The following is a 15,656-nucleotide window of genomic DNA, read 5'->3' on the forward strand; positions in this document are numbered from 1 at the left end:
ATGGAATTCACCGATATAAAAGAGGTTTTAAAACTTTCTAAGAAATTCAATGTAATACCGGTTTATAAAGAAATGCTGGCTGACCTTGAAACGCCGCTTTCCGTGTACTTAAGAATAGATAATCCCGAAAATTCATTTCTGCTTGAAAGTATTGAAGGCGGGGAAAAAACGGCAAGGTATTCTTTTCTTGGACGCCGGCCGTATCAGACCTTTACTTATCAGAACGGCAGGGCAATACTGGAATATAAAGGCAATAAAAGCACGATTGATACAAAGGACCCTTTTTCCATATTAAAAACCATATTTAAATCATACAGAGCGGCAAAGATACCGGGCCTTCCGCCTTTTTGCGGCGGTGCTGTGGGGTACGTGGGGTATGACACAATAAAATTGTACGAGAAAGTTCCTGACAAACCCAAGACAGACAATCTGAAATGGCCTGACATTTATCTTATGTTTACAGATATTCTCATTATCTTTGATAATGTTTATCACAAGATAAAAGTGGTGCATAACATACTTACGGATGAACACGACACTGAAAGTGATATCCGTAAAAAACACGCAGCCGCGGTTAAACGGATAGACTTAATAATAGCGGATCTTAAAAGGCCGTTAAAAAAGTTATCGTTTAAAAAGCATAAAGGCGCAATTGCCATAAAGAACCATACAAAAAAAGAAGTGTTTAAAAAGGCCGTGGCAGATACCGTGGCGCTGTTAAATAACGGCGAGGCAATTCAGGTTGTGCTGTCCCAGAGGTTTTCCGCCCCTTTTAACGGCGACCCCATACTTCTTTACAGGGCTTTAAGGACAATTAATCCATCGCCTTATATGTTCTTTATCCGTTTTGGGAAAAGGTACATAATAGGCGCGTCGCCGGAAGTAATGGCAAATCTGTCAGGCAGGACAGCGGAAGTAAAGCCGATAGCAGGCACCAGAAGAAGGGGTAAGACAGAAGAAGAAGATAAAGCGCTTGAAGCAGAACTGCTGGCAGATGTTAAAGAGCGCGCGGAACACGTGATGCTTGTAGACCTTGGCCGCAATGACCTTGGGCGCGTATGTGAAACAGGCACTGTAAAGGTAAATGATTTTATGGCAATAGAACGCTACTCTCACGTGATGCACATAGTGTCTGATGTCACGGGAACAGTAAAAAAAGGGCTGGATGCGTTTGATGTATTTAAAAGTACTTTTCCCGCGGGTACGGTATCGGGCGCGCCAAAAGTAAGGGCGATGCAGATAATAGATGACATGGAAAATGTAAAGCGCGGCCCCTATGCGGGAAGCGTGGGCGTGATAGGTTTTAACGGGGATATGGAAACGTGTATTTCTATCAGGACCATTTATCACGAAGGCAACAGGGCATACTTTCAGGCAGGCGCCGGAATTGTGGTGGACAGCAAGCCGGAATTTGAATACAAGGAAAGTATGACAAAAGCGGCGGCTGTATTAAAAGCGGTTGAAATGGCCGCGAAAGCGGAGGAAATGTAATATGGTGCTGATGATAGATAATTACGACAGTTTTACATATAATATAGTCCAGTATATGGGCGAGTTTGAAAAAAATATTGTGGTTTTAAGGAATGACGAGACAACGATAGAAGAGATAAAGAAACTTGACCCGACGCATATAGTAATATCGCCGGGGCCTTCATGGCCCGAAAACGCGGGGATATCAAAAGAGGTTATAACAAGTTTTATGGGGAAAAAACCCATACTTGGTATCTGCCTTGGCCATCAGTGCATGATAGAAGCGCTTGGCGGCAGGATAGTCAGGAACCACAGAATTATGCACGGCAAGGTATCGCCGGTTTTTCATGACGGCAAGGGTATCTATAAATCAATGCCCAGCCCTTTTAACGCGACACGTTATCACTCGCTTGTCGGTGTAAAGAAATCACTGCCAAAAGAACTGCTTGTCAGCGCGTGGACAAAAGAAGGGGAAATTATGGGGGTAAGGCACAGGGAGTTTAAGATGGAAGGCGTGCAGTACCATCCGGAATCTATACTTACTGAAGGCGGAAAGTCGTTACTTAAAAACTTTCTGACATGGAAGTAAAAAAGGTGAATATGAAAAAAACAATATTATGTCTGGCGGCTGTGTTATTGCCGTTTTTTGCTTTAGCGGAAGATGTGCTTACATCAAAAACTGATGTTACTCCGGAAGTTACGGCAGAAGTTGTGCAGACTCCGCAGGCTACAACACCGGTCACAACACCGGCTACAACACCGGTCACAACACCGGCTACAACACCGGCTACAACACCGGTCACAACACCGGCTACACCGCCGGCTACACCGCCGGTCACAACACCGGCTACGCCGCCGGCAGTTTTAAAAACGCCGGAGGTTCCAAAGCAGGGAATTAAGCCGGTTAATCTTATTTTTGATGACACACAGCCGTATAAACTTAAATTATCCTGGGACGCGCAGATAAAAGACGGGGTAAATTATAACGTTTACAGAAAAGATAACGGCGATAATTATGAAAAGATAAATCCGGCGCCTTTTTCGGGAACCGCCTATACGGACATAACGGTACAGCCGGGCGGTAATTATACGTATAAGGTTGAAGCTGTAAAAGGGAAGGAAAATAAAGAATCGGGGGAATTAAATGTCACGCTTAAAGAGATGGAAAAATCAGTACCCGATGTGCTTTTGTTTGAAAACCATGATGTTTCAAAAGCTGTTATAAGATGGACGCCGTTGAAGGAAGGGCTGTCATACAATATTTACAGAAAAGAAAAAGAAGGCGCTTTTGTGATGTTAAACGAGGCCCCTTTTACGCAGAGCGAATTTACCGATGAAACAATAAGGCCCGGCGCTGAATATGTTTACAAACTTGAAGCGCTGGATGAAAGCGGATTTAAAAGTTTATCGGCTGAAAATGTTTTTAAAGCCGCGGAAGTAACCCCTGCGGGAAAACCGCTGAATTTCAGGGCGTATCAGGATGTGGAGCGTATTATTCTTAAATGGGAAACGCCCATAAAAGGTTCTTTTGACATCGCCGGATACAATATTTACAGAAGCACAAGCCCCGCAGGGCCGCAGATGTATAAATTTGTTGAGGCCGGCAAAAATTCTTTTAATGATGAAGATGTAAAAGGCGGCATAAAATATTACTACTTTGTTAAAGCAAAGGACGTAAAGGAAAATGAATCAGAACAGACAGCTACCGAACCCTGTATTGCTTTTCCAGGGCCAAGGACCGGGCTTATCCTTATGCCGACAGCTTTCAGAAATGATATTTTTGATAATTTTGGGGTAAACGCGGACATGGCGTTTTCTTATTACATAGGTTCAATCTACGGTGAACACGATATAAATACGCGCAAAGGCAATGATTCGTTTACCAAGATAGGCGTGTGGCTGTTATCCGCGGACATACGTCTTACCGCCCTTAACGAAACCGCAAACATCCCTTCTGTGGGTGTTGGTTACACATATTCCATAATGCTTCAGGATAGCATAGGCAGTTCGGACACCACGGGAGTCGGAGTTACAATCGGCAGCAATGACAGGGATTCCTTAAAGTCCATGATGGGCACATACGCGGTGGTAAGCAAGGAGTTATTCTGGGATTTTACGTTTCATACTGGATATGTATTGGGTGATTACGCTTCTTTTATACCGTATCTTACGCGCTATGCCGATACGGACAGAAGAAATTATAACTCTTATTTCCTGGGTTTTGGGCGGCCGCTTTTCTCTAAAATGGGAGTGGAAGTGGAATATGTGGTGCCCGCGAATTTAAACGAAAATCCTTTTATGCCGGACACATATCTTATAAACACGCATATAGACAGGTTTATAAATTTTGATGTGGCATATCTTAAATATCCGGGCGGGTACGCCTGGCTGGGATATATTAATTTCAGGTTCACAATTTTCCCTAATCCTTATAAGGTTCAGTAGGTAAAAATATGCTGTGCCCTCATTGCGGATCACAAATAAGCGATTATGCGAATAACTGCGGAATGTGCGGGAATTGCATTGACAGGGAGCAACTGTACATACAGTTCATGAAAAAAGGCGATGACGCGATTGACCATTCGCCGGAAGCGGCTGTGGTTAACTACAGAAAAGCGCTGGAATTTATAGCGGATAAACCTGAAGGTTATATTAAATACGGAATTGCCCTTGAAAAAAAGGGCGACCGTAACGCGGCCAATATGTTTTTAAAAGCCATAGGGCTGGACTTCAAAAACGACCTTGCGCACAATCACATTATTTCCCTTTATGACCATTATGGTAAACTTCAGGATATCAGGAACTGGTATGAAAAAAACAGGACAGCGGCAAATTCTGAAATTATAGACAGATACCTCAAGATAATAGCGGGGATAGAGCGGTTTAAAGGTAATGATGCGATTAAAATTAAGGAACAAAAAGGAGGGGAGTTTATAAACGACCTTGCTTACAGTATGAAATCCTATTCAATGTCCAATATGGTGCTTCTTATAGTGGCGGGGCTTGGCGCCGCGGCGCTGGCAGGGCTTTTTATTTTTAAAATGGACACAACTTTTATAATGCTTTTTGCAGGCGCTTTTTTTACTGCGGGGCTGGGCACGGTTATTTTTGCAAGGATGAAAAAGAAACCCGGAAAAAACAGGGCGGACGAAGAATTAAACCTTATGCTTAAAGAATACGGCAAAAAGAACGAAGAAGATATCAGTTAATAAGTGATTTCAGTATGGCAAGCTGTTTTTCCACGTTAACCTTTTTCGCGAATCCAAGATATTTACTTGAAAGGGTATAAACCTTTGACTCGCTTAATGTCTGATGAAACCCGGATTCTTTTTCCATTTTATCTTCCAGCAGGGAAAAGGAATACATTGAAATTAAAAGGGCGAAAGAAATTATAAGCGCGGCACCCAATGCCCTGTCAACAAAAGACAGCGCGAAGAAGTCAAAAGCCTTAACCAGCGCCATAAAAAAGAAAACCACCGCGGTGCTTGCGGTAAGAAATAAAAGTGTATAAGAAAGCAGAAGCCTTTTTTCCGGATCGCTTACAAAGTTGAGCATTTCGGAGAAAGGTTTATATCCCAGATTGGCGGTAATTATACCCGCCAAAAGCGCGAAGGGAACCATCATTACAATCATACCGCGGGTTTTCCAGCCGGCAAGAAAACCGAAAAAAATAACGATACAAAGTATTATGTCTATGTAGTTCACGCCTTGCTCCCTTTATTTATTTAATAAAAGGATAATATCATAAATGGGTTTATACGTCAACGATGGTGATATTTACATATGTTTTGTAATCTGCCGGCGGCATTAAAAGACTCTTTCCGGCGACGCTGTCCGGAATTTTTGTTATTGTATATTGACTATAAGTATACAAAGTGTATACTGTATGTATACAAAAACTTTAGTCAAAAGGCGGAAAAATGGAAGCGGCAGAGAAATTATTGGTGCTGGGAGAAAGCGCGAAGTATGATGTGTCGTGTTCTTCCAGCGGTACTGACAGGGCGGGGATTAAAGGCGGTATTGGCAGCGCCGCAAAAGCGGGGATATGCCACACTTTTACCGCCGACGGCAGGTGTATTTCACTTCTTAAAGTTTTGCTGACCAATAACTGTATTTATGACTGCGCGTACTGCATTAACAGAAGAAGCAATGACATTAAGCGCGCGGCGTTCACGCCGCAGGAACTGGCGGATATCACCATTAATTTCTACAGGCGTAATTATATAGAAGGATTGTTTTTAAGCTCCGGTGTGGTAAAGAACGCCGACTACACAATGGAACTTATGGTGCGCGCTGTCAGGATATTAAGGCAGGAATATATTTTTAATGGATACATTCATATTAAAGCCATTCCGGGCGCGTCATCCGCTGTATTGGATGAAGCCGGGCTGCTTGCAGACAGGCTAAGCATAAATATGGAGCTGCCAAGCGATAACGGGCTTAAACTGCTGGCGCCGGATAAAAGAATGTCTGATATCATTTCTCCTATGGGGCATATTAAAGAAAAAATTCTGGAATCAAGGCAGAATAAATTCAGCAGAAAAAGTTTTGCTCCGGCAGGGCAAAGCACCCAGCTTATTGTCGGCGCCACGGGCGACACGGATAAACAGATAATTTCTTTAAGCGAAAATATGTACAACGGCATGAATTTAAAAAGGGTGTATTATTCCTCATACATCCATGTCAATAGCGACAGCAGGCTTCCTGTTCCCGTCAATTCGCCGCTTTTGCGGGAACACCGGCTTTATCAGGCGGACTGGCTGTTAAGGTTTTATAAATTTAAAGCGGATGAGCTGCTTGATGAGGAACACCCAAACTTTGATACGCGGTTTGACCCAAAGGCGGCGTGGGCGCTAAGGCATATGGAACAGTTTCCGGTGGAAGTAAACACAGCGCCGTACGAAACACTGTTAAGGGTGCCGGGTATTGGTGTGCGCTCCGCGCAGCGCATTGTTAAAGCAAGAAGGGCGTGCGCGATAGGCGTGGATGACTTAAAAAAACTTGGGATAGTGATGAAACGGGCAAGGTTTTTTGTGACGGCAAAAGGCAAAAGTGCGTTTGAAGGAAAGTTTTCAGGCAGGGTAATTTCCATGCGCCTGCTTGACGCTCCAAAGCACTCTTATGAACAGCTGTCGCTTTTTAAACCTGAATCAATTTTATTGCCCGCCCCGGAAGATAACCTGAAAAGCATAACAGGGGAGTTATAAATGCAGAAAAGTTATTTATATGACGGAACTTTTGAAGGTTATTTAACGGTGTTGTATGATATTTTTAAATCAGGCGATGAACCTGCGTCTATCTGCAGAGCTAATACCGGGAGCGCTACCTTAAACCTTTTTTTTGATGAAAAACACACTGCCGCTGAAGAAAAAAAGTATCTGCTTATGAAAAAGGCAATTGTTGAAAAAATAAGCAGCGAAACTTTTGAAAACACGGTGCACGCTTTTCTATCTGAAATGCCTGATATTGAAATGCACATTTACAGGTATATAAACGCCGGCAGGGAAAAAGGCAGTGATGTTAATAAACTTCTTGCGGATGATAATGTGATACCCGTCCTGCGTGCGGCGCAGCGGGTTATGCGTGAAGGCCACAGAATGCTGGGATTTGTGCGGTTTGCCGACGCGGGCGGTATTTACTACGCGAAGATAAACCCGGATTGTAATGTGCTGCCCGTGATTATCCCTCATTTCAGGACGCGGTTTGGCTCGCAGAAATGGATAATACACGATGTGGTAAGAAATCTGGCGGCGTTTTATGACGGAAAAAGATGCGCCATAAAGCCGGTGGAATCGCTGGAATTAAACGGCGCCGCCGATGACGAGATAAAGTACGCGGATATGTGGAAGGCGTATTTTCAGGCGATGGAAATAAAGTCCAGGCACAATATAAAACTTCAACGGCAGCTTATCCCAAAAAAGTACAGGGACAATATTACGGAGTTTAAGTAGGGGGCAGATTTATTGGGTGAGGCAGCTTAGGCTGCAAAAACATAGAGGGGGTAATAAAAATGGAGGATGTATTATTTGTGGATGAAAGGGAATTAGAGGTAGAACGGCTTGTTTTTAGAGAGAATTTGCTTTATACTCAAAGCATGACTAAAAATGCTACTATCAAGAAACCAGAGCCGTTTTTAAAATGGGCGGGAGGCAAAAGCCAGCTTTTACAGCAATTTTCTGCTTTTTTTCCTGAGTCCTTTAATAATTTCATAGAAGCCTTTACGGGCGGTGGCGCTGTGTTTTTTCATTTATTTGCTTCCGGTAAGCTGAAAAATAAAAAGATAACTCTTATTGATACAAATGAAGAACTTACTAATCTTTACGAGGTTATTAAGGATAAAAAAACATTAAATAAGTTAATCAGAACGCTAAATAACGGGGAATTTATGAATAATGAAGTTACTTTTTATAAAATAAGGGCAATAGAACCAAAGGATGAAGTAAGCAAGGCTGCAAGAATGTTGTATTTAAATAGAACCTGTTTTAACGGCCTTTTTAGGGTTAATTCCAGCGGTAAATTTAACACTCCTTTTGGCAGGTATAATAATCCGCAAATATGCAACGAAGATAATCTTGAAAGTGTTCATGACGCCTTGAAAAACGTTGAGATTTTGAATAAAGACTTTACTGCTGTTTTAGATATTGCAGAAAAAGGTGACTTTGTATATTTTGATCCCCCATATCATCCGGTCAGTAAAACTGCAAGTTTTACTTCTTACACAAAGAATTCTTTTGTACTAAAAGATCAGGTGCGGCTTGCAAAGACATATAAGGAACTTGATGAAAAAGGCTGTAAATTAATGTTAAGTAATTCGGATGTAAAGGCTATAAAGGATTTGTATAAGGGTTATCAGATTAAGCTGGTTCAGGCAAAGAGAAGGATAAACTGCAGAGCATCAGGTAGAGGCGTTATAAACGAACTGGTGATTCTAAATTATTGAGGTGTGGTGTTGAAAATAGTAACCAGGGCTAATGCGATTAAAAATTTAAAGAAGTATATTGGTAAAGATTTATCTGATTTAGCATTGAAGCATGGAGTAACTGTATATTTAAAAGGAAAACAAAACAAGGGTTGGAAAGGTCTTGTTCTTGAAAAGTTAGCAGGCTTGGATACAAACATATCTAAAGCGCCTAATGGCTTATCGTATGAACTTAAATCGGTGGCGTTTTATAATAAAAAAGGAATAGTATCCCCGAAGGAAACCATGGCAATTACAATGATTAACCCCACCGAATTAATAAGAGATTCATTTTTTAAAAGTCATTGCTGGAACAAATTAAAATCTATGGTGTTTTGTGCTGTTGCATGGGATGGGAAAAATGCAAAGACTGCGCGGTTGATAAGTGTTGCAAGTCTGGATTTTGCTGAGGATGATGAATTAATAAGAGAAATAGAGGCTGACTATAACTTTATCAGGAATAAATTAAAGGTAAAGGGTTTTAAGAGTTTAACCGGTAAAGATGGTAAGTGGATACAGGCAAGGACTAAAGGTGCAGGACATGGCTCTACATCAAGAGCTTTTTATGCGAGAAAAGCATTAGTGAAGAAAATATTTGATATTGCGAAATAAAAAAAGTATTTACTGAAAAGTGGAACATGTAAAATTTGCTTGAAAATTCCGATCTTTGTTATTAAAAGTACATGGGCAATATTACGGAGTTTAAGTAAGATAATATTTTTTGGTATTATTTAATGCTTATTTTATTTATCTTTTTGGGATATAAATAGTTATTGTTGTAAAGGAAAAAAAGAATGCAAAAAAATGTTATTTTCAGAATGAAGGTTGACAAAGATGTGCGTGACCTTGTGAAAGACTTTTGCCGTTCAAGGGGCTTAATAATGAAATCATTTATTGAAAAAGCGATACTTAATGAAATTGAAAAGGAAGAACTTAAAGAAGACCTGTTAAGTATTCGGGATTACAGGCGTAATGAGAAGGATAATACTATAAAGTTGAAAAACGTTGCTGGAGAATTGGGCCTTTACGGCAAAAAGAAGCATGTATAAAATTGAACTTTCAAGAAACGACATAAATGGCAGAAATCAGCGCCGCTGTCGATGCCGGAGTTTGCATCCGTGAAATATACAGGAATATTTAGCCCGGCATAAAATCCGGGTAATAAACTTCTAAACCCGGTGAATTGTTACACACTCTTAAAATACCCTTGAAAATTCCGCCCTTTGCTATATAATAATCCTGTCATTTTTTTCCATACTTTACTGCAAGGAGAATCCGGAACATGGCAAAAGTTAAAATTTATGTCACTCTTAAAGAAGGAATCCTGGACCCACAGGGAAAAACGATCGGCAATGCGCTTGAAAAAATGGGGTACAAGAACATCGAAGAAGTTAAAGTGGGCAAGTTTATTGAAATAGAGACAAAGGACGCAAAGTCAGCCAAACTTGAAAAAGAAGTGGATGAAATCTGCGATAAACTGCTTGCAAATCCCAACATTGAAAAATACACATTCAAGGTAGAATAATACCCTAAGGAGCCTATAATGCCGGCAAAAGTGAAGTTTGGTGTAATAGTATTTCCGGGTTCTAACTGCGATGCCGACTGCAAATGGGCGGCAGAAGAACTTAACCAGAGCGTTGAATACATCTGGCACGATTCAAATAAATCCGCGTTAAACAAGTATGATGTAATAATAGTGCCGGGAGGTTTTTCTTACGGCGATTATTTAAGGTCCGGCGCCATTGCAAGGTTCGCGCGCGTTATGGACGGCATGAAGGATTTTTCGGAAAAAAAAGGAAAGTATGTAATAGGCATCTGCAACGGATTTCAGATTCTGCTGGAAGCGGGAATTCTGCCCGGCGCCATGCTTGTAAATAAAAACCTTAAATTCATATGCAAATATATCAACCTGTCGGTTGAAAATACCGACACCCCTTTTACAAATAAGTTTGCCAAAGGGCAGGTAATAAAGGTTCCTATAGCGCATCAGGAAGGCAATTATTTTACTGATGACAAAGGCTTAAACGGGCTTATAAAAAATGATCAGATTGCTTTCCGCTATTGTGACGCAAAAGGTAATATTAACGAAGCCACAAATCCCAATGGTTCGGTTTACGGGATTGCGGGAATAACCAATAAACGCGGTAATGTGCTTGGAATGATGCCTCATCCGGAACGGGCAATGTCAGTTCAGCTTGGTTCCACGGACGGCAGGCTGGTTTTTGAATCCATCGTAAATTACATCAAGAAAGCCTAAGGAGACCAAGATGGCGCGGAAAAAAGCAAAGAAAAAAACAGTAAAAGAAAAAGCCATGCAGATAGAATATAACGGTTTTGAAATAACGCCGGCTATAATAAAAGAACACGGGTTCAAGGAAGGCGAATACGAAAATATCCTTAAGATAATGGGGCGCACCCCCACTTATGTTGAACTTGGTATCTTTTCCGCTATGTGGTCAGAACACTGCAGCTACAAACACAGCAAGACCACTTTAAGAAAGTTTCCGCATAAGGGAAAATACGTAATTCAGGGCCCGGGAGAGAACGCGGGCATCATAGACAGCGGCACTGACCTTGCAGTGGCATTTAAAATAGAATCGCACAACCATCCCTCCGCAGTAGAGCCTTTTCAGGGTGCGGCCACGGGAGTGGGCGGAATATTAAGGGATGTATTCACAATGGGCGCAAGGCCTGTGGCGAATTTAAATTCGTTAAGGTTCGGCAGCCCGCAGTCAAAAAATACCCAGCGCCTTCTGCCGGGAGTGGTTAAAGGCATCGCGTTTTACGGCAACTGCGTGGGCGTGCCCACTGTTGCCGGCGAAACGGTATTTGAAGACTGTTATGAAGATAACTGCCTTGTAAATGCCATGACAATAGGTGTGGTGGAAAAGAAAAAAATAATTAAAGCAACTGCAAGAGGGGTAGGCAACTCGGTAATGTATATAGGCGCGGCCACCGGCCGCGACGGCATACACGGCGCTACTTTTGCGTCTGCTGAACTTACGGCTGAAACCGCTGAAAAGCGCAGCAATGTTCAGGTAGCGGATCCATTTATGGAAAAACTTCTGCTTGAAGCGACCTTAGAACTGATTGACCTTGATATAATGGAAGGCATTCAGGATATGGGCGCTGCGGGCTTGACTTCCAGCGGCACAGAGATGGCTTACAGGGGCGGCGTTGGAATAGAGCTGTGGATGGATAAAATACCCCAGCGCGAAAAAAACATGAACGCTTATGAAATAATGCTTTCTGAATCCCAGGAGCGCATGCTTCTGGTGGCCAAGAAAGGCAAAGAAAAAGCGGTTGAAAAAGTTTTAAATAAATGGGGGCTTCACGCGGTGGTTATTGGAAAGGTTATAAAAAAGCCTCATCTTGTAATTATTGAAAAAGGCAAAATGGTGGCGGACATGCCTAATTTCCCGCTGACAGACAGCAAGCACCCGCTTTTTCCGCTTAAACATCAGAAAGGCGTAAAACCAAAATACCTTGAAACCAGCAATATTAATCCCGATAAAATACATTCGCCGGAAGACCTTACAGGCACGCTTAAAAAACTTATCGGGTCGCCCAACATAGCTTCAAAAGCGGCAATCTGGGAAGAATATGACCACATGGTGCAGACAAACACGGTGACACTGCCGGGTTCTGATGCCGCGGTCATAGATGTAAAAGACAGGGATTTTATGATAGCCACGTCGGTTGACTGCAACGGCAGGTATACATATCTTGATCCGTATAAAGGCGGTGCGATTGCAATCGCGGAATCCGCAAGAAACGTAAGCTGTTCCGGCGCGGAACCGGCGGCATTTACCAACTGCCTTAATTTTGGCAACCCGGAAAATCCGGAAATTTTTTGGCAGTTTGAAAAAGCGGTGGAAGGCATGTCTGCTGCTGCAACAGCATTAAAGACGCCTGTAATTTCCGGCAATGTAAGCTTCTATAATGAAAGTCCAAGCGGCGCCATTTACCCCACCCCCACAGTGGGTATGGTGGGATATATAAAAGGAAAAGAAAAAAAATATGTGAAGCAGTACTTTAAGGGCAATGACGACGCCATACTTATGATAGGTCACACCAAAGACGAAATAGGCGCATCTGAATATTTAAAAGTGGTGCACGGCCTTATAAAAGGGCCTGTGCCTGATATTGACCTTGACCTTGAAGTAAAGGTGCAGAAAACAGTGCGCGACGGAATAAAGGCAGGTTACGTAAAATCAGCCCACGATATTTCCAAAGGCGGCCTTGCAGTAACCCTTGCTGAATGCTGCATAACAGGAAAGATACACGGAGACCCAATGATAGGGGCGTATGTGGACCTGCAGAGCGACATGAGGCCGGATTCGCTGCTGTTCGGCGAGACACAGTCCAGAATAATTGTAACGTGCGCGAAAGCGGACGTGCACAAATTAAAAAAGCTTGGCGCAAAAAATAATGTGGTGATAAGCGAGCTTGGTAAGACCGGCGGCGAAAAGCTGATAATTAATATTGACTGGGCGGCCAAATCAAATTCAAAGAAAATTTCCGTGTCAGTGGAAGAGCTTGAAAAAATATGGTCAAACGGAGTAAACCAATATGTGTGATTGCATGGATCATCCTAAAGAAGCCTGCGGCATCGTGGGCGTATACGGCCACCCGGAAGCATCTACTTTAACTTATCTTGGGCTTTACGCGCTGCAGCACAGGGGGCAGGAAAGCGCCGGAATAGTGACTGTTGATGAAAACAGCAGGGCGCGCGAAATAAAAAGCATGGGCATTGTCGCGGATATATTTGACGAGAAAAAACTGTCGTTTTTAACCGGAAGCATGTCCATAGGCCACGTCCGTTATTCAACAACCGGTTCATCCGTTATTGAAAATGCCCAGCCTATAAAGGTGGAATATGTAAAAGGGCCGCTGGCTGTTGCGCACAACGGCAACCTTGTTAACGCGGATGTAATAAAGGGCAAACTGGAAGAAGACGGGTCCATATTTGAATCCACAGCGGACAGCGAAACGCTTGTGCATTTAATCGCAAAAAATAATAAACTGGAATTTGTGGAAGCTGTAAAAAGATCCCTTGCGGAATTAAAAGGCGCTTTTTCTTTTGTGGTTTTAAACAAAGACTGCCTGATAGCCGCCCGCGACCCAAACGGGTTTCGCCCGCTTGAAATAGGAAAACTTGACGGCGCGTATATAGTGGCGTCAGAGACCTGTGCGTTTGACCTTATGAACGCGGAGCATATAGGCACAGTAGAACCGGGAGAAGTGGTAATTTTTGACAAAAACGGAATGAGGTCGGAAAAGTTCGCGGAGCGCGGAAGAAGCGCAATGTGCATCTTTGAATTTATATACTTTGCAAGGCCGGATTCATATATTTTCGGCAGAAACGTGTCTGATATCCGCAGGGAACTTGGAAGGCAGCTGGGCCGTGAATCGCACGTGGACGCGGATATTGTAATACCGGTGCCGGACTCGGGAGTTTCAGCCGCAATAGGTTATTCTGAAGGCACGGGAATAAAGTTTGATATGGGGCTTATAAGGAACCATTATGTGGGCAGGACTTTTATTGAACCGTCGCAGAATATCAGGGATTTTGGCGTCAGGATAAAATTAAATGCCGTTAAACCGCTGCTTAAAGACAAAAGGGTTGTGGTTGTGGATGATTCAATAGTCCGCGGCACTACAAGCAGAAAGATAATAAAGATGATAAGGAATGCCGGCGCGAAAGAGATTCATTACAGAATATCCTCTCCGCCTATCTATAACCCATGTTTTTACGGGATGGATTTCCCCACAAAAACAGAACTTATAGCCAACAGCCATACATCTGAAGAGATAAAAAAATACCTGCGCGTGGATTCTTTCGCGTACTTAAGCATGGACGGGCTTGTAAAGTCAGTGTCCGGTAGAAAAGACAAGTTCTGCATGGCATGCTTTGATGGCGATTATCCCGTAAGCCTGGATGTGTCAGGGGATGTGGATAAGATTAGATTTGAAAAGTGCTGATAAGCACTAATCTTTATAATAATCTCTTGATTTTGTAGGGATAGCGCTCCCGCGCTGTCCGTGTTTTTTGTTTTAAAGAATAATTTGCAGTGGGGTTCTGCGTTTACGGGCAAATATGCGGTTATCTCCTTTTTTTGTGTAATTATGTAATTAATTGTTTTGACAAAAAAATAAATTCTGGTATTATAAAAATGATTTTTTTTATTTTTTTAATAAGTGGCGAGGGGTTTAATTGAAAAGACAAAAAGTATTTACAAAGCTAAACAGGTATTTATGTAATTTTATACTTGTTCCTGTATTTGTTTTTCTTGCACATTCCGGTGCGTATTCATCTGACTTTGCCATTGGGTATAATACTGATTGTTTTATCGGAAGGATGTATTGGAATTCATCTCAGCTGCATACGGATTTGCTGGTTAATTACAGTTATTATGAGAAAAAAGATAATGAAAGAGGCACTTCTGAAGTAATAAACAGGTTTAAAATAGGTATTAACCCGCTTAACTTAAATGTATTTAAAAATGAATATGGGACAATTGACCTTGGATTTACGGTTTTTGCGGAATTTTCTGATCAAAAAGATGCTTATATCCCCACATATTCGGTAATCTTAAATATACCCCAGCTTGGACTGACAATTCCCGGAATGGAAAATATTATTCTGTTGTTTAATTTGGGATTAATCTACAGGGGAAACGATGAAGGACTTCTGGAGGAAAACAAAATTGAACTGCTTGATTTTAAAGAAAGCGTGGGATTCCTGATAAAACTATGAAAAAAATATATTTAATGCTTATGTTGATAATAATGCTGCCTTTTTGCGCGTATTCTGTGGAATTTGAAGCTGGGTATTATAAAGGGGTATGCGTAAAAACAATGATTTTTGATAATATTGGTTTTGAGGTGTTTGGTTCTATGGGCGTTGACAGTATTGTTTCTGGCCTTGATTATATTACATATGGAATTTCGCCCCTGATTCTAAAAGTATATGATAACAATACGGTAAGGTTTTCAATTGCCCTTCAGTATAAGTATGACAATACCGAGGAAATAGTAAATACTTTTTATAGCATAGTTTTACCCAGATTAGAGTATCGTTTGCCGTATTTTGACAATGTATGGGTAAGGATTTTTGAGTTGAATATTGACTATATAAAAAAGAGAAAGCCTGGATATGAAGCTAATATAGGTAATGAATTTATTTCGGGTATTAGTTTAATATCTGGAATTATGTTCGAGTTTA

General features: G+C 41.8%; 16 protein-coding genes. 15 read left to right on the forward strand and 1 reads right to left on the reverse strand.

What is annotated here, in order from left to right; genetic code table 11:
- The 4 genes from trpE to JXR81_03410 all read left to right on the forward strand — a co-directional run bounded on the left by trpE (position 1) and on the right by JXR81_03410 (position 4,679).
- A complete protein-coding gene (trpE, locus tag JXR81_03395; protein ID MBN2753894.1) occupies positions 1-1,491 on the forward strand; it encodes an anthranilate synthase component I in 1,491 nt (496 codons plus the stop codon).
- Between the two features lies 1 nt (position 1,492).
- The gene (locus JXR81_03400) at positions 1,493-2,059 is read left to right on the forward strand and encodes an aminodeoxychorismate/anthranilate synthase component II (GenBank protein MBN2753895.1); all 567 of its coding nucleotides are present in this window, start codon (positions 1,493-1,495) and stop codon (positions 2,057-2,059) included.
- Positions 2,060-2,070: 11 nt separating this feature from the next.
- Positions 2,071-3,915, forward strand: coding sequence for a hypothetical protein (locus JXR81_03405; protein ID MBN2753896.1), 1,845 nt, complete (start codon positions 2,071-2,073; stop codon positions 3,913-3,915).
- Between the two features lie 107 nt (positions 3,916-4,022).
- Positions 4,023-4,679 carry a hypothetical protein gene (locus tag JXR81_03410; protein ID MBN2753897.1) on the forward strand — a complete coding sequence of 219 codons (657 nt, stop codon included), beginning with the start codon at positions 4,023-4,025 and terminating at the stop codon, positions 4,677-4,679.
- Here JXR81_03410 and JXR81_03415 read toward each other — a convergent pair.
- A complete protein-coding gene (locus tag JXR81_03415; protein ID MBN2753898.1) occupies positions 4,672-5,175 on the reverse strand; it encodes a CvpA family protein in 504 nt (167 codons plus the stop codon). The genes JXR81_03410 and JXR81_03415 overlap by 8 nt on opposite strands.
- Positions 5,176-5,390: 215 nt before the next feature.
- Here JXR81_03415 and JXR81_03420 point away from each other — a divergent pair, with 215 nt between their 5' ends.
- From JXR81_03420 to JXR81_03470, 11 genes are all read left to right on the forward strand, one after another.
- The gene (locus JXR81_03420) at positions 5,391-6,677 is read left to right on the forward strand and encodes a putative DNA modification/repair radical SAM protein (GenBank protein MBN2753899.1); all 1,287 of its coding nucleotides are present in this window, start codon (positions 5,391-5,393) and stop codon (positions 6,675-6,677) included.
- A complete protein-coding gene (locus JXR81_03425) occupies positions 6,678-7,421 on the forward strand; it encodes a TIGR03915 family putative DNA repair protein (protein MBN2753900.1) in 744 nt (247 codons plus the stop codon).
- A 143-nt stretch (positions 7,422-7,564) separates the two neighbouring features.
- A complete protein-coding gene (locus JXR81_03430) occupies positions 7,565-8,410 on the forward strand; it encodes a DNA adenine methylase (GenBank protein ID MBN2753901.1) in 846 nt (281 codons plus the stop codon).
- 9 nt (positions 8,411-8,419) lie between these two features.
- Entirely contained in the window at positions 8,420-9,040 is a 621-nt protein-coding gene (locus JXR81_03435; protein MBN2753902.1) for a hypothetical protein, read from the forward strand.
- A gap of 269 nt (positions 9,041-9,309) precedes the next feature.
- Positions 9,310-9,477 (forward strand): hypothetical protein, encoded by a 168-nt coding sequence (locus JXR81_03440; GenBank protein ID MBN2753903.1) that lies wholly within the window; start codon positions 9,310-9,312, stop codon positions 9,475-9,477.
- 233 nt (positions 9,478-9,710) lie between these two features.
- Positions 9,711-9,953, forward strand: coding sequence for a phosphoribosylformylglycinamidine synthase subunit PurS (purS, locus tag JXR81_03445; GenBank protein MBN2753904.1), 243 nt, complete (start codon positions 9,711-9,713; stop codon positions 9,951-9,953).
- A gap of 30 nt (positions 9,954-9,983) precedes the next feature.
- Positions 9,984-10,685: a phosphoribosylformylglycinamidine synthase subunit PurQ gene (purQ, locus tag JXR81_03450; protein MBN2753905.1), complete on the forward strand. Its 702-nt coding sequence runs from the start codon at positions 9,984-9,986 to the stop codon at positions 10,683-10,685.
- A 10-nt stretch (positions 10,686-10,695) separates the two neighbouring features.
- On the forward strand, positions 10,696-13,008 hold the full coding sequence (purL, locus tag JXR81_03455; protein MBN2753906.1) for a phosphoribosylformylglycinamidine synthase subunit PurL: 2,313 nt from the start codon (positions 10,696-10,698) through the stop codon (positions 13,006-13,008).
- Between the two features lie 4 nt (positions 13,009-13,012).
- Positions 13,013-14,413 carry an amidophosphoribosyltransferase gene (locus JXR81_03460; protein MBN2753907.1) on the forward strand — a complete coding sequence of 467 codons (1,401 nt, stop codon included), beginning with the start codon at positions 13,013-13,015 and terminating at the stop codon, positions 14,411-14,413.
- Positions 14,414-14,645: 232 nt separating this feature from the next.
- Positions 14,646-15,188, forward strand: a complete 543-nt coding sequence (locus tag JXR81_03465) for a hypothetical protein (protein ID MBN2753908.1) — start codon at positions 14,646-14,648, stop codon at positions 15,186-15,188.
- A gap of 56 nt (positions 15,189-15,244) precedes the next feature.
- A partial coding sequence (locus JXR81_03470; protein MBN2753909.1) for a hypothetical protein occupies positions 15,245-15,656 on the forward strand: 412 nt, incomplete at its 3' end.

This window comes from Candidatus Goldiibacteriota bacterium, assembly GCA_016937715.1.
Classification (GTDB): Bacteria; Oederibacteriota; PGYV01; order PGYV01; family PGYV01; genus PGYV01.

Coding starts and splice junctions, on each gene's coding strand:
- trpE (MBN2753894.1), top strand. CDS start 1: ATGGAATTCACCGATATAAAAGAGGTTTTAAAACTTTCTAAGAAATTC.
- JXR81_03400 (MBN2753895.1), top strand. CDS start 1,493: ATGGTGCTGATGATAGATAATTACGACAGTTTTACATATAATATAGTC.
- JXR81_03405 (MBN2753896.1), top strand. CDS start 2,071: ATGAAAAAAACAATATTATGTCTGGCGGCTGTGTTATTGCCGTTTTTT.
- JXR81_03410 (MBN2753897.1), top strand. CDS start 4,023: ATGAAAAAAGGCGATGACGCGATTGACCATTCGCCGGAAGCGGCTGTG.
- JXR81_03420 (MBN2753899.1), top strand. CDS start 5,391: ATGGAAGCGGCAGAGAAATTATTGGTGCTGGGAGAAAGCGCGAAGTAT.
- JXR81_03425 (MBN2753900.1), top strand. CDS start 6,678: ATGCAGAAAAGTTATTTATATGACGGAACTTTTGAAGGTTATTTAACG.
- JXR81_03430 (MBN2753901.1), top strand. CDS start 7,565: ATGACTAAAAATGCTACTATCAAGAAACCAGAGCCGTTTTTAAAATGG.
- JXR81_03440 (MBN2753903.1), top strand. CDS start 9,310: ATGAAATCATTTATTGAAAAAGCGATACTTAATGAAATTGAAAAGGAA.
- purS (MBN2753904.1), top strand. CDS start 9,711: ATGGCAAAAGTTAAAATTTATGTCACTCTTAAAGAAGGAATCCTGGAC.
- purL (MBN2753906.1), top strand. CDS start 10,696: ATGGCGCGGAAAAAAGCAAAGAAAAAAACAGTAAAAGAAAAAGCCATG.
- JXR81_03460 (MBN2753907.1), top strand. CDS start 13,013: ATGGATCATCCTAAAGAAGCCTGCGGCATCGTGGGCGTATACGGCCAC.